This window comes from Streptomyces sp. NPDC126510, from assembly GCF_040302345.1.
Classification (GTDB): domain Bacteria; phylum Actinomycetota; class Actinomycetes; order Streptomycetales; family Streptomycetaceae; genus Streptomyces.
The window spans coordinates 104747-118379 of the sequence record NZ_JBEORR010000008.1 but is presented as its reverse complement, the minus strand read 5'-3'; the positions used below and the strand labels follow the sequence as shown (position 1 = coordinate 118379).

At 71.3% G+C, this 13633-nt stretch carries 10 protein-coding genes; 5 read left to right on the top strand and 5 right to left on the bottom strand.

Annotation, left to right across the window (positions count from 1 at the left end; genetic code table 11):
- Positions 1-3: 3 nt before the first annotated feature.
- Entirely contained in the window at positions 4-1497 is a 1494-nt protein-coding gene (locus tag ABTX60_RS13040) for an MFS transporter (RefSeq protein WP_352097128.1), read from the bottom strand.
- 468 nt (positions 1498-1965) lie between these two features.
- On the opposite strand from ABTX60_RS13040, the gene ABTX60_RS13035 reads away from it, so the two are divergent.
- From ABTX60_RS13035 to mfd, 3 genes are all read left to right on the top strand, one after another.
- Positions 1966-2754 (top strand): ABC transporter ATP-binding protein, encoded by a 789-nt coding sequence (locus ABTX60_RS13035; protein ID WP_352097127.1) that lies wholly within the window; start codon positions 1966-1968, stop codon positions 2752-2754.
- Entirely contained in the window at positions 2751-5330 is a 2580-nt protein-coding gene (locus ABTX60_RS13030) for an ABC transporter permease (protein WP_352097126.1), read from the top strand. Before ABTX60_RS13035 ends, ABTX60_RS13030 begins: the two co-directional genes overlap by 4 nt.
- Before the next feature lie 326 nt (positions 5331-5656).
- Positions 5657-9214 (top strand): transcription-repair coupling factor, encoded by a 3558-nt coding sequence (mfd, locus tag ABTX60_RS13025; RefSeq protein WP_352097125.1) that lies wholly within the window; start codon positions 5657-5659, stop codon positions 9212-9214.
- A 147-nt stretch (positions 9215-9361) separates the two neighbouring features.
- Here mfd and ABTX60_RS13020 read toward each other — a convergent pair whose 3' ends face one another.
- The 3 genes from ABTX60_RS13020 to ABTX60_RS13010 all read right to left on the bottom strand — a co-directional run bounded on the left by ABTX60_RS13020 (position 9362) and on the right by ABTX60_RS13010 (position 11258).
- Positions 9362-9736 carry a MerR family transcriptional regulator gene (locus tag ABTX60_RS13020; protein ID WP_352097321.1) on the bottom strand — a complete coding sequence of 125 codons (375 nt, stop codon included), beginning with the start codon at positions 9734-9736 and terminating at the stop codon, positions 9362-9364.
- Positions 9737-9783: 47 nt separating this feature from the next.
- Entirely contained in the window at positions 9784-10566 is a 783-nt protein-coding gene (locus ABTX60_RS13015) for an SDR family NAD(P)-dependent oxidoreductase (RefSeq protein ID WP_352097124.1), read from the bottom strand.
- An 89-nt stretch (positions 10567-10655) separates the two neighbouring features.
- Positions 10656-11258 (bottom strand): TetR/AcrR family transcriptional regulator, encoded by a 603-nt coding sequence (locus ABTX60_RS13010; protein WP_352097123.1) that lies wholly within the window; start codon positions 11256-11258, stop codon positions 10656-10658.
- 133 nt (positions 11259-11391) lie between these two features.
- Between ABTX60_RS13010 and ABTX60_RS13005 the strand changes: the two genes are divergently transcribed.
- Entirely contained in the window at positions 11392-12306 is a 915-nt protein-coding gene (locus ABTX60_RS13005) for an SCO6745 family protein (protein WP_352097122.1), read from the top strand.
- Positions 12307-12436: 130 nt separating this feature from the next.
- Here ABTX60_RS13005 and ABTX60_RS13000 read toward each other — a convergent pair whose 3' ends face one another.
- Complete coding sequence (locus tag ABTX60_RS13000) at positions 12437-12622, bottom strand: antitoxin (protein WP_053675779.1); 186 nt, start codon at positions 12620-12622, stop codon at positions 12437-12439.
- Positions 12623-12781: 159 nt separating this feature from the next.
- Here ABTX60_RS13000 and ABTX60_RS12995 point away from each other — a divergent pair, with 159 nt between their 5' ends.
- Positions 12782-13558, top strand: a complete 777-nt coding sequence (locus ABTX60_RS12995) for an HNH endonuclease family protein (RefSeq protein ID WP_352097121.1) — start codon at positions 12782-12784, stop codon at positions 13556-13558.
- Positions 13559-13633: the final 75 nt, after the last annotated feature.

Here is a 13633-nt window from a genome sequence, read left to right as displayed (position 1 = left end):
GGTTCAGTCCGTCAGCACCGGGAATTTGCGGGGCGCGAGGAACAGCAGCACCAGGAACGCCAGGGCCGCCGCGCACGCCGCCCCCAGGTAGACCGCGTGCACCGCCTCGGCGATCGCCCGCCGGGTCGCCTCCGGTGCGCTGCCCGAGTCGAGCGCCCGCGTCACCGAGTCCAGGTCGCCCGCGCCGCCGAGCCGCGCGGCCAGCACCCCGTTGGCGACCGCGCCGAAGACCGCCGCGCCGATCGTCTGACCGGTCTGGCGGCAGAACAGCACGGACGCGGTCGTCGTGCCGCGCTCCGCCCATCCCACCGTCGACTGCACCCCGACGATCAGCGGCAGCTGGAACAGGCCCAGCGCGGCGCCGAGCAGCAGCATCAGCAGCGTCGGCTGCCACGCCTGCCCGGGGTAGGGCAGGAAGGGGAACGCGAACAGGATCAGCGCGGCCGTGCCGATGCCCAGCATCGCCGTGTTGCGGAAGCCGATCCTGCGGTACACGTGCTGGCTCAGCGCGGCGGACACCGGCCAGCTCAACGTCCATACGGACAGGACGAATCCGGCGGCCACGGGTGCGAGGCCCAGCACCGACTGGGCGTAGGTGGGCAGGAAGACCGTCGGCGCGACCATCAGCAGCCCCAGCGCGCCCAGGGCCAGGTTGACCGCGGCGATCGTGCGGCGCCGCCACACCCAGCCGGGGATGATCGGCTCCGCCGCCCTGCGCTCCACCAGCACCACGACCCCGACCAGGGCGAGTCCCGCGCCGAACAGCGCAAAGGAGGGCACGGACAGCCACGGCCACGCCACCCCGCCCTGTACCAGCGCCGTGAGCAGAACGCCGCCGCAGGCGAACACCGCGAGGGCGCCCGCCCAGTCCACGCGCGCGGGCCCGGTGATTCCCCGCTCCGGCTCGTGGAGGTGACGGACGATCAGCCACAACGCGACCGCGCCGATCGGCAGATTGATCAGGAAGATCCACCGCCAGTCCGCGTACGCGGCGAGCACCCCGCCCAGGCCCGGCCCGGCGACCGCGGACACCGCCCACACCGTGGAGAGCTTGGACTGGATCCGGGGGCGGTCCTTCAGCGGGTACAGATCGGCGGCGAGCGTCTGCACCGTGCCCTGCAGCGCGCCGCCGCCCAGGCCCTGCACAACACGGAAGGCGATGAGCGCCCCCATGTTCCAGGCCAGCGCGCACAGCAGGGAGCCCAGCAGGAAGATCACCGAGCCCGCTATGAGGACCGGTTTGCGGCCGAAGGTGTCGGACAGCTTGCCGTACACGGGCAGGGTGACGGTCACGGCCAGCAGATAGCCGGAGAACAGCCAGGAGAAGACGGAGAAGCCGCCGAGGTCCCCGACGATCTGTGGGACGGCGGTCGAGACGATCGTCGCGTCCAGCGCGGCCAGCGCCATCGAGAGCATCAACGCCGCGACGACGGCTCCGCGCCGGCCGGTCGCGGCGGGACGTGCGGCCTCACGCTCCGCGGAACTCGTGCTGCCCACCCGTGCCTCCCCCTCGCCCGGCCGCGCCCGCGCCACGGGTCCCGTCGACTGGCTGCCCCTTGCAGCTATCCGCCCGCGGACAGCTTCCCACTTGACCCTGACGTGGCGGGAGGGTGGAGCCTGAGCGGGCCGGCGGGTGGAGCCAACCCTGAGACGGCCTCCACCCTCCGGTGGAGTGCCCCTAGGGGTACCTCCGTACTACGACCTGGGGAGGGTTCGTACCGACGGAGGACGAGAGGGCCATGCGGCCTTCCTTAACCTGGCTTTACGCCGCCGGGGGGCGGTCCGGAACACCGGCGGGGGTGGGGTTTTCCACAGTAAAAGACTGCGCTGAACACCAGGGCGCACCACCCCTCCCCGCCACGAGACTGAAACGCGTCGGACGGATTCCTGATCCGGCACCGCACACAGCGGCTGCCGGCCAGGGGACCGCCTTCACCATCTGCTGACCGATATAGGAGACATACCGTGACTTCGGCTGTGACCATTCCCAGGCACGGGGGTACTGGAGGGCGTACGGCCGTTGCCGCGCGGGCACGGCAGGTCGTGAAGGCCTACGGGTCCGGAGAGACCCGGGTCGTCGCCCTCGACCACGTCGACGTGGACATCGCACGCGGCCAGTTCACCGCGATCATGGGCCCCTCGGGGTCCGGCAAGTCCACCCTCATGCACTGCCTGGCCGGCCTCGACACCGTGACGGGCGGCCAGATCTACCTCGACGAGACCGAGATCACCGGGCTGAAGGACAAGAAGCTCACACGGCTGCGCCGGGACCGGATCGGGTTCATCTTCCAGGCGTTCAACCTGCTGCCGACGCTGAACGCGATCGAGAACATCACGCTGCCCATGGACATCGCGGGCCGCAAGCCGGACCAGCAGTGGCTGACGCGGGTCGTGGAGACCGTCGGGCTCGCCGACCGCCTCAAGCACCGGCCCACCCAGCTGTCCGGCGGCCAGCAGCAGCGCGTCGCCGTGGCGCGGGCGCTCGCCGCCCGGCCCGAGATCATCTTCGGGGACGAGCCGACCGGAAACCTCGACTCCCGCGCCGGCGCCGAGGTCCTCGGCTTCCTGCGCCGGTCCGTCGACGAGCTGGGCCAGACCATCGTGATGGTCACCCACGACCCGGTGGCGGCCAGTTACGCGGACCGCGTGCTGTACCTCGCCGACGGCCGCATCGTCGACGAGATGTACAAGCCGACCGCGGAAGCCGTCCTCGACCGCATGAAGGACTTCGACGCGCGGGGGCGCACGTCATGACCGTCATGAAGACCTCGATGCGCAACTTCCTCGCGCACAAGGGAAGGATGGCCCTCTCCGCGATCGCCGTCCTGCTGTCGGTCGCCTTCGTCTGCGGCACGCTCGTCTTCACGGACACCATGTCGACCACGTTCGACAAGCTCTTCGCGGCCACCTCCTCGGACGTCACGGTGAGCGCCAAGAACGCCTCCGACACCGGTGAGACGACAGCCGACAACGGCAAACCGCCGGTCATGCCGGCCTCCGTGCTCGGCGAGGTCCGCAAGGCGCAGGGCGTGAAGTCCGCCGAGGGCGCGGTGTTCTCCAGCTCGGTGACGGTCGTCGACGCCGACAAGGACAACCTGTCGCCCTCCAGCGGCGCCCCGACCATCGTCGGCGGCTGGAACGCCAACGAGGCCCGCACCATGAAGATCACCTCCGGTGCGGCCCCCGAGGCGGCCGACCAGATCATGGTCGACGCCGACACCGCCGACAAGCACGAGCTGAAGCTCGGCGACCGGATCGGCGTGATCAGTGCGGTCGGCACCCACACCGCGAAGATCTCCGGCATCGCCGACTTCACCGTCACCAACCCCGGCGCCGCGATCTTCTACCTCGACACCAAGACCGCCCAGCGGGCCCTGGTGGGCGAGAGCGACGTCTACACCAACGTCAACGTCACCGCGGCCGCGGGCGTCACCGACGCACAGCTGAAGAAGAACGTCACCGCCGAACTCGGTGGCGGCTACAAGGTGCAGACGGCCAAGGAGACCGCCGACGCCAACCAGAAGGACGTCGAGGGCTTCATGAACGTCATGAAGTACGCGATGCTCGGCTTCGCCGGGATCGCCTTCCTCGTCGGCATCTTCCTGATCATCAACACCTTCTCCATGCTGGTCGCCCAGCGCACCCGGGAGATCGGCCTGATGCGGGCCATCGGCTCCTCCCGCAAGCAGGTCAACCGCTCCGTGCTGGCCGAGGCACTGCTGCTCGGCGTCGTCGGCTCGGTGCTCGGCGTCGGCGCGGGCGTCGGCCTCGCCATCGGCCTGATGAAGCTCATGGGCCAGATGGGCATGGAACTGTCCACCAACGACCTCACCGTGGCCTGGACGACCCCCGTGGTCGGCCTCGTCCTCGGCGTCGTCGTCACCGTGCTGGCCGCCTACCTGCCCGCCCGGCGCGCCGGGAAGATCTCCCCGATGGCCGCCCTGCGCGACGCGGGAGCCCCCGCCGACGCCAAGGCCGGCTGGATCCGGGCCGCGATCGGCACGGTCCTCACCGGCACCGGCGGCTTCGCCCTGTACCTCGCGTCGGCGGCCGACAAGGCGACCGACGGCTCGATGTGGCTCGGCCTCGGCGTGGTGCTGTCGCTGATCGGCTTCGTCGTCATCGGCCCGCTCCTCGCCGGCGCCGTGGTCCGCGTCCTGGGCGCCGTCCTGCTGCGCATGTTCGGGCCCGTGGGCCGCATGGCCGAGCGCAACGCCCTGCGCAACCCGCGCCGCACCGGCGCGACGGGCGCCGCCCTGATGATCGGCCTGGCCCTGGTGGCGTGCCTGTCCGTGGTCGGCTCCTCCATGGTGGCGTCCGCCACCGACCAGCTCGACAAGACCGTCGGAGCGGACTTCATCATCCAGCACGACCGCGGCCAGCTGATCACCCCGCAGGCCGTCAAGGCCGTCAAGTCGGCGCCGGACGTTGAGCGGGTCACCGAGTACAAGTGGAGCAAGGCCGACTTCACCACCCCCGACGGCAAGACGCTCAAGGACACCGCGATCACCGCGGCCGACCCCTCGTACGCGACCGACCTGCGCACCGAGACCGTCGCCGGCAAGCTCCCCGACGCCTACAAGCCCGACTCGATGTCGGTCCACGAGAAGTTCGCCGAGGACCACGGCATCACCCTCGGGTCCAAGATCAAGGTCGCCTTCGAGGACGGCTCCGCGGCCGACCTGACGGTCCGGGCGATCACCAGCAGCGACGTCGTGATCGACGCGGGCGCGATGTACACGTCCATCTCGACGATGGCCAAGTACGTCCCGGCCGACAAGATGCCGCTCGACTCACTGGTCTTCGCCAGCGCCAAGGACGGGCAGCAGGACGCCGCCTACACGTCCCTGAAGTCGGCGCTGCACGACTACCCGCAGTACGTCGTGCGCGACCAGACCGACTACAAGGACGCCCTGAAGGACCAGATCGGCCAGCTGCTCAACATGATCTACGGCCTGCTGGCCCTGGCGATCATCGTGGCCATCCTGGGCGTGGTGAACACCCTGGCCCTGTCGGTGGTGGAGCGCACCCGGGAGATCGGCCTGATGCGGGCGATCGGCCTGTCCCGCCGCCAGCTGCGCCGCATGATCCGCATGGAGTCGGTCGTCATCGCCCTCTTCGGTGCCCTGCTGGGCCTCGGACTGGGCATGGGCTGGGGCGCCACGGCACAGCAGCTGCTGGAGCTGGAGGGCCTGATGGTCCTGGACATCCCCTGGCCGACGATCATCGGTGTCTTCATCGGCTCGGCGTTCGTGGGCCTGTTCGCGGCACTGGTCCCGGCGTTCCGGGCGGGCCGGATGAACGTCCTGAACGCGATCGCGACGGAGTAGCGGCCGCACGCCGATCCCACCCAGAACCACCGCACACGGGGGTTGCGGGGAACCCGGCGCAGGGGAGTCCAGTCCTGGACTTCCCTGCGCCGGGTGCTTTCCCGACCGCGAGCACGGCTTCCTGTTCGGCCGTTTCGGGCGGCGGGGCGGGCACAGGTCCCCGGGGCCCCCGGTGGGCCAGGACGACGCCGGGCACCTCACACCGAGCGGCGTCATCCACAGGCCCCCGACGCCGGGCCGCGCATCGTCGTACGCTGGAGACCCCCCGGCCCGCGGCGCGCGTCGGGCCCGTGGTGTTGCCCACCCCCCTGGACGGAAAGCCCCGAATGAGCCTGCACGGTCTGCTCGACGCCGTAGTCAAGGACGCCGCCCTCGCCGAAGCGATCAGGGCGGCCGCAGACGGCAACCGCATGCACGTCGACCTGGTCGGCCCCCCTGCCGCCCGCCCCTTCGCGGTCGCCGCCCTGGCCCGTGACACCGGCCGCCCGGTGCTGGCGGTCACGGCGACGGGCCGTGAGGCGGAGGACCTGGCCGCGGCCCTGCGCTCCCTCCTCCCGCCCGAGGAGGTCGTGGAGTACCCGTCCTGGGAGACGCTCCCGCACGAGCGGCTCAGCCCCCGCAGCGACACCGTCGGCCGCCGCCTGGCCGTGCTGCGCCGGCTGGCCCACCCCCGCCCCGACGACCCCGAGACCGGCCCCGTCTCGGTCGTCGTCGCACCCGTCCGGTCCGTGCTCCAGCCGCAGGTCAAGGGCCTCGGCGACCTGGAGCCGGTCTCCCTGAGAACCGGGCAGAGCACGGACCTCGGTGAGATCGTCGAAGCCCTCGCGGCAGCCGCCTACGCGCGCGTGGAGCTCGTCGAGAAGCGCGGCGAGTTCGCCGTGCGCGGCGGCATCCTCGACGTGTTCCCGCCCACCGAGGAACACCCCCTGCGCGTCGAGTTCTGGGGCGACGACGTCGAGGAGATCCGCTACTTCAAGGTCGCCGACCAGCGCTCCCTCGAAGTCGCCGAGCACGGCCTGTGGGCGCCGCCGTGCCGCGAGCTGCTGCTCACCGAGGACGTCCGCACCCGCGCGGCGGCCCTCGCCGAACAGCACCCCGAGCTCGGTGAACTGCTCGGCAAGATCGCCGAGGGCATCGCCGTCGAGGGCATGGAGTCCCTCGCGCCGGTCCTCGTCGACGACATGGAGCTGCTGCTCGACGTGCTGCCCAAGGGCGCCATGGCCGTGGTGTGCGACCCGGAGCGGGTCCGCACGCGCGCGTCGGACCTCGTGGCCACCTCCCAGGAGTTCCTGCAGGCCTCCTGGGCGGCCACCGCCGGTGGCGGCGAGGCCCCCATCGACGTCGGCGCGGCCTCCCTGTGGTCCATCGCGGACGTCCGGGACCGGGCCCGCGAGCTGGACATGATGTGGTGGTCGGTGTCGCCGTTCGCCGCCGACGAGACGCTCACATCTGCCGCTGACGCGGCGGGCGACGGGGACACCCTCAAGCTCGGCATGCACGCCCCGGAGACCTACCGCGGCGACACCGCCAAGGCCCTCGCCGACACCAAGGGCTGGCTCGCCGACGGCTGGCGCACCGTGTTCGTCACCGAGGGCCACGGCCCCGCGGCCCGTACGGTCGAGGTGCTGGGCGGCGAGGGCATCGCCGCCCGCCTCGACTCCGACCTCGCCGAGATCTCCCCGTCCGTCGTGCACGTGGCGTGCGGCTCGATCGACCACGGCTTCGTCGACGCGGCCCTCGGACTCGCCGTCCTGACCGAGACCGACCTGACGGGTCAGAAGGCGTCCGGCCGCGAGGGCGCCCGCATGCCGGCCCGCCGCCGCAAGACCATCGACCCGCTCACCCTGGAGCCGGGCGACTACATCGTCCACGAACAGCACGGCGTGGGCCGCTACATCGAGATGGTGCAGCGCACCGTGCAGGGCGCCACCCGCGAGTACCTGGTCGTCGAATACGCCCCCGCCAAGCGCGGCCAGCCAGGCGACCGCCTCTACATCCCCACCGACCAGCTGGAGCAGATCACCAAGTACGTCGGCGGCGAGGCCCCCACCCTGCACCGCCTCGGCGGCGCCGACTGGACCAAGACCAAGGCCCGCGCCAAGAAGGCCGTCAAGGAGATCGCCGCCGACCTCATCAAGCTCTACAGCGCGCGGATGGCCGCCCCCGGGCACGCCTTCGGCGCGGACACCCCCTGGCAGCGGGAACTGGAGGACGCCTTCCCCTACGCGGAGACGCCCGACCAGCTCACCACCATCGCCGAGGTCAAGGAGGACATGGAGAAGACGGTCCCGATGGACCGCCTGATCTGCGGCGACGTCGGCTACGGCAAGACCGAGATCGCGGTCCGCGCCGCCTTCAAGGCCGTCCAGGACGGCAAGCAGGTGGCCGTCCTGGTGCCCACGACCCTGCTGGTGCAGCAGCACTTCGGGACGTTCAGCGAGCGGTACGCGCAGTTCCCGGTGAACGTGAGGGCCCTGTCCCGCTTCCAGACCGACACCGAGGCCAAGGCGGTCCTGGAGGGCCTGCGCGAGGGCTCGGTCGACATCGTCATCGGCACCCACCGCCTGTTCTCCTCCGAGACGAAGTTCAAGGACCTGGGCCTGGTCATCGTCGACGAGGAGCAGCGTTTCGGCGTGGAGCACAAGGAGCAGCTGAAGAAGCTCCGCGCGAACGTCGACGTGCTGACGATGTCCGCGACCCCGATCCCCAGGACCCTGGAGATGGCGGTCACCGGCATCCGCGAGATGTCGACGATCACCACCCCGCCGGAGGAGCGCCACCCGGTTCTCACCTTCGTCGGCCCCTACGAGGAGAAGCAGATCGGCGCCGCGATCCGCCGCGAACTGCTGCGCGAGGGCCAGGTCTTCTACATCCACAACCGCGTCGAGTCGATCGACCGCGCGGCGGCCCGGCTGCGCGAGATCGTCCCCGAGGCGCGCATCGCCACGGCCCACGGCCAGATGTCGGAGCAGGCGCTGGAGCAGGTCGTCGTCGACTTCTGGGAGAAGAAGTTCGACGTGCTGGTCTCCACGACGATCGTGGAGTCCGGCATCGACATCTCCAACGCCAACACCCTGATCGTGGAGCGCGGCGACAACTTCGGGCTCAGCCAGCTCCACCAGCTGCGCGGCCGGGTGGGACGTGGCCGCGAGCGTGGCTACGCCTACTTCCTCTACCCGCCCGAGAAGCCGCTGACCGAGACCGCGCACGAGCGGCTCGCGACCATCGCCCAGCACACGGAGATGGGCGCGGGCATGTACGTGGCGATGAAGGACCTGGAGATCCGCGGCGCGGGCAACCTCCTCGGCGGCGAGCAGTCCGGTCACATCGCGGGCGTCGGCTTCGACCTGTACGTGCGGATGGTCGGCGAGGCCGTCGCGGACTACCGGCGCCAGCTGGAGACCGGCGAGATCGAGGAGGAGCCGCCGCTCGAGGTCAAGATCGAGCTGCCCGTCGACGCGCACGTCCCGCACGACTACGCGCCCGGCGAGCGGCTCCGCCTCCAGGCGTACCGGGCCATCGCCTCCGCCAACTCGGAGGAGGACATCAAGGCGGTCCGCGAGGAGCTGGTCGACCGCTACGGCAAGCTGCCCGAGCCGGTGGAGAACCTGCTGCTCGTCGCCGGTCTGCGCATGTTCGCGCGCGCGTGCGGGGTCGGCGAGATCGTGCTCCAGGGCAACAACATCCGCTTCGCCCCCGTGGAGTTGCGCGAGTCGCAGGAGCTGCGGCTCAAGCGGCTCTACCCCGGGGCGGTCATCAAGCCGACGGTCCACCAGGTGCTGGTGCCGCGCCCGAAGACCGCGAAGGTGGGCGGCAAGCCGCTGGTCGGGCGGGAACTGCTGGCGTGGGTGGGGGAGTTCCTCACGTCGGTGCTGGGGTCCTGACAGCCCGGCCGCCGGGGCGGCCGGGCGCGGGACGCGACGGGCACGGCGAACGGGGCGGCGCTGACACCTCGGTGGCCTGCGCCGTCAACTCGGCGACCGGGCTGCGAACCGGGGCGTCACCGACGCCCCGGTTCCGCTGAACCGCCGTCAGGCCACCGGTCGTACGGGCGCCCCGCCGCCGGCCCGGCGCAGGGCTTCCGCGAGCCGGTCGCGGACCGCGATCTGCGCCGCGATACGGGCCTCCAGCACCGCGAGACGGTCGGCGGCCACCCGCACCCCCTTCCCGGAGGCGGGACCGGCCGTGACGTCGCCGTCCAGGCACGGCAGGAACACGCGTACGTCGTCGAGCGTCAGCCCCACGTCGAGCAGCTGCCGGATGTTGCGCACGCGCACGGCCGCACCGGCGTCGTAGAGGCGATAGCCGTTCGCGGCCCGTTCGGAGGCGATGAGACCCGCCTGCTCGTAGTGGCGCAGGGCGCGAGGTGTCGTGCCGGTCGCCTCGGCGAGTTCACCGATCCGCATCCGAGGGGCCGCCCTGCGCGTACGGGGTTCTGCCATGCGTCTCAGTCTCATGTGACGACCGCGCCGCCGTCCACCGGAAGGATCACGCCGGTGATGAACGAGGCCTGAGGCGAGGCCAGCCGGGCGATCGCCCACGCCACCTCCTCGGGGCGGCCGACTCGCCCGAGCGGCGTGTGATCGAGCTGCCACGCCCTGATCGCGGCCTGCTGCTCGGGGGTGTGACCGGCGTGGTCACCGATGGGCGTGTCGATCGCGCCCGGGGCCACGGCGGCGACCCGGATCCCGAGGGGCGCGAGCTCCACCGCCCAGCTGCGGGTGAGCACCTCCAGGGCCGCCTTCCCGGCGGCGTACAAAGAGTTGCCCGGCCAGCCGCGCTGTCCCACCGATGTCGTCACGTTCACGATGACACCGCGGCTGTCCTCCAGTGCCGGGAGCGCGGCCTGGGTGAGCAGGACGGGGGCGAGAAGGTTCGTGGCGAGCAGAGGCTCGACGGTGGCGCGCGTGTAGGTGCGCAGGGACCGGGCGTCGACGATCCCGGCGTTGTTCACCAGCACGTCGATACGGCCGTTCCGGTCGAGTGCCGTACGGACGACGGTCTCGGGACCGTCGGCGGCCGTGATGTCGGCGACGAGCGGGCTGATGCGGGCCGGCGCATGGGCGGCGGTCTCGACGAGGGGCGCCTCGCGGCGGCCCACCGCCACGACGTGTGCGCCCTCGTCGGCGAAGGCCCGCGCGGTGGCGCGGCCTATGCCGGTTCCGGCGCCGGTGACGAGCACGGTTCGCGAGGCCGTTCGCGCACTGTCCTGCTTCTTCGGAGGAGGGAAGGTCATGCGGGGATCGTCCGACCCTGACGTCAGCGGCAAGGTCAAGGGTCACGGACGAAGGAAGGCCACACCCGGGTTGCGGCCACCCCGGGCTGCTACTCGGCGGGGCGGAACAGCATCGTCGCCAGGCCGCGGAACACCTCCTCGGGATCCTGCTCGCCCACCGGGCCGTCGAGGTTGTGGCCGAGCAGCAGCGTGGCGAAGCCGTGGGCCAGGGACCACGCGGCGACACCGGCGAGCCGGGCGTCGGCGCCGCGGCCCTCCGGCGGCACGGCGGCGACGGCCTCGCGCAGGGCGTCACCGGCCAGGGCACGGGCGGTGGCCAGTTCGAGGTCGCCGTCACGCAGCAGTCCGGGCGCGAACATCACCTGGAAGTGCGCCGGATGCTCCCGCGCGAAACGTACGTAGCGCACGCCCGCCTCCTTCAGGTCCGGCGTCTCCCTGAGTGTGGTCGCGAGCAGCCCGAAGCCCTCGGCCGCGATCGCCGTGAGCAGTCCCGTGCGGTCCTTGAAGTGGTGGGCCGGCGCGGCGTGCGAGACACCGGCGCGGCGGGCGAGGTCGCGCAGACTCAGCGCGGCCGGGCCGTCCGCCGCGATGACGTCCAGGGCGGCGCTGAGGATGGCACGGCGCAGGTCACCGTGGTGGTAGGGGCGGCCGGCAGTGGCCTTTTCGTTCGCCGGTGTCTTGCTGGAGCTCATGGTAAGGAGCGTACGACGAATCTTGTCATTGACAAGTTGGGCTGGGATCGGGCAATCTTGCCAGTGTCAAGTTGCGCGTACCGGATGTGGCAGGAGTGCGCGCCGTGGGGTCGGACGCGAGTGGAGGTGTGCCATGTCGGAACAGGTCGGTGAGATCGCCGAAGGCGCCGGGGTATCGGAGGCGGGGGTGGAGCCGGCTCGCGTGCGCCAGCTGTGGCACCTGCTGGAACCTCTGCACGCGGTGCTGTACTACGCGCCGGAGGCGTTCGAGGAAGCGGCGGCCCTCGGGTACGGCACGGACGAGCGCTGGCCGAGCTACTTCCCCTATCGCGCCGCCCCGTTGGGTGAGATCGGACCGCGGCAAGTCGCCTCGGCCTTCTACAGCTTCAGCCCGCGCATGGTCGCCGAGCACGTCGAACGGGCGTGGAGTGTCGCGAGCCCCGACGCGGTGATCGAGGCGAGGACGCGGGCGGTCGACCGGGCCTACCGCGCCCTGTTCGGCGACCGGCTGGCCGGCCCCGAGCTGGCGGAGGCGGCCGCACTCGCCCGGCGCGCGGCAGAGGCCGCGGACACGGCCGCCCGCCCCCTGGCCGCGGCCAACGCCGCACTCGACTGGCCGCAGGCACCGCACCTGCAGCTGTGGCACGCGGCCACGATCCTGCGCGAGCACCGCGGGGACGGCCATCTGTCGGCACTGCTCATGGCGGGCCTGGATCCCGTGGAGTCGCTCGTCTCCTTCGCCGCGATAGGTGCCGCGTCGGTGGAACGCTTCGAGAGTCGTGGCTGGAGCTCCGGGGAATGGGCGGCCGCGCGCGACCGCCTGGCAGCCAGAGGGCTGGTCGACCTCGACGGTACGGCCACGGAGAAGGGCCGCGCCCTACGCCTTCGCGTGGAGCGGCACACCGATCAACTGGCCACCGGTCCCTGGAAGTTCCTCGGCCCGGCCGACGCCGGTCGGCTCGCCGAGCTGCTGGGCGACTACTGGGTCGCGGTCCTGGCGTCGGGCCTGCTGCCGTCGGAAACGACATTGGGTATAGGCAAGGTCTGACCGGAAGGGGCGGCCGCACCGCTCCGGACGTGGGAAGCCGCCCGCAGGAGAGTGGGGGCCGGCCGCAGAGAGATGCGTTCGAGTCTCCGCGGACGGCCTCGGAATCTCCGCGGAGACTCGAACGGAGGCCTTACTGCTGTTCGGGCCGGTCGCGGTCGCGGTCCATGCCCAGCGAGCCCTCGACGCGCTGCTGACCGGAGTCGACCTGGTCCTCGTACTTGCCGCCGGTCCTCTCGTTGATCCGCTGTTCCGCGGTGTCGGAGCCCTGCTTGCCCTTGTGCCGCGCCTGACTCTTGAACTTGTCGAAGATGCCCATGCGAAAGCTCCCTCCGGAAGTGAGTCAGAACCGACGATACGCGCGAGATATGAGTAATGCGCATTGAGGACCGCTGTGGTCTGAACCTCTTCCTCGCTACGGTGGGACCCGGCACGGGCCGCCCGTGCCCGAGCCAAACGGACAGAGGAGGGGCGCAGGGTGAGGCGTCTGAAGGGCGGGGCGGCACTGGCTGTCGCGATGGTGTTCACCGGTTCGGCACTGGCCGGCTGCGAGGGCCTGGCCCCGCCGGCCGACGGCGGTGGACCCTCCGGTTCCGGGGCCCCGGCCGCCGGCGACGGCCGGGCCGTGAACCCGCTGGACAATCCGGACGGCACCAAACCGGGGCTGGCGGCCATCACTTCGGGCGCGGACAAGGAAAGGGCGCGTGCCCTGATCGAGAAAGTGGCGACGAAGGGACGCGGCCCCAGGACGGGCTACGAACGGGACAAGTTCGGCTACGCCTGGATGGACTCCGCACCGCGCGACGTCCCCTTCTCCCACAACGGCTGCGACTCGCGGAACGACCTCCTGAAGCGAGACGGAGAGGACCTGCGCTTCCGGGCGGGATCGGACTGCGTCGTCACCTCGCTGACGCTGCACGACCCCTACACCGGGAAGGTCATCGAGTGGACCAAGTCCCATGCGATCAAAGTCCAGATAGACCACGTCATGCCGCTGTCGTACGACTGGCAGATGGGCGCCTCGCGCTGGACCGAGGACAAGCGGGAGTCCATCGCCAACGACCCCCTCAACCTCGTCCCGGTGGACGGGCCGACCAACGGCTCCAAGGGGGACTCCGGCCCCGCGTCCTGGCTGCCCCCGGACAAGCGGATCCGCTGCGCCTACTCGGTGCGCTTCGCCCAGGTGTCGCTGAAGTACGAACTCCCGGTGACCGCGCCCGACAAGGAGATGATGCTGAAGCAGTGCGGCGGCTAGGACTCATGTCCGGAGCATGAGGCGGCGATGCGGGTGTCAGCCCGTAAATGGTTTCCGGGTGTTCGCCACCCCCAC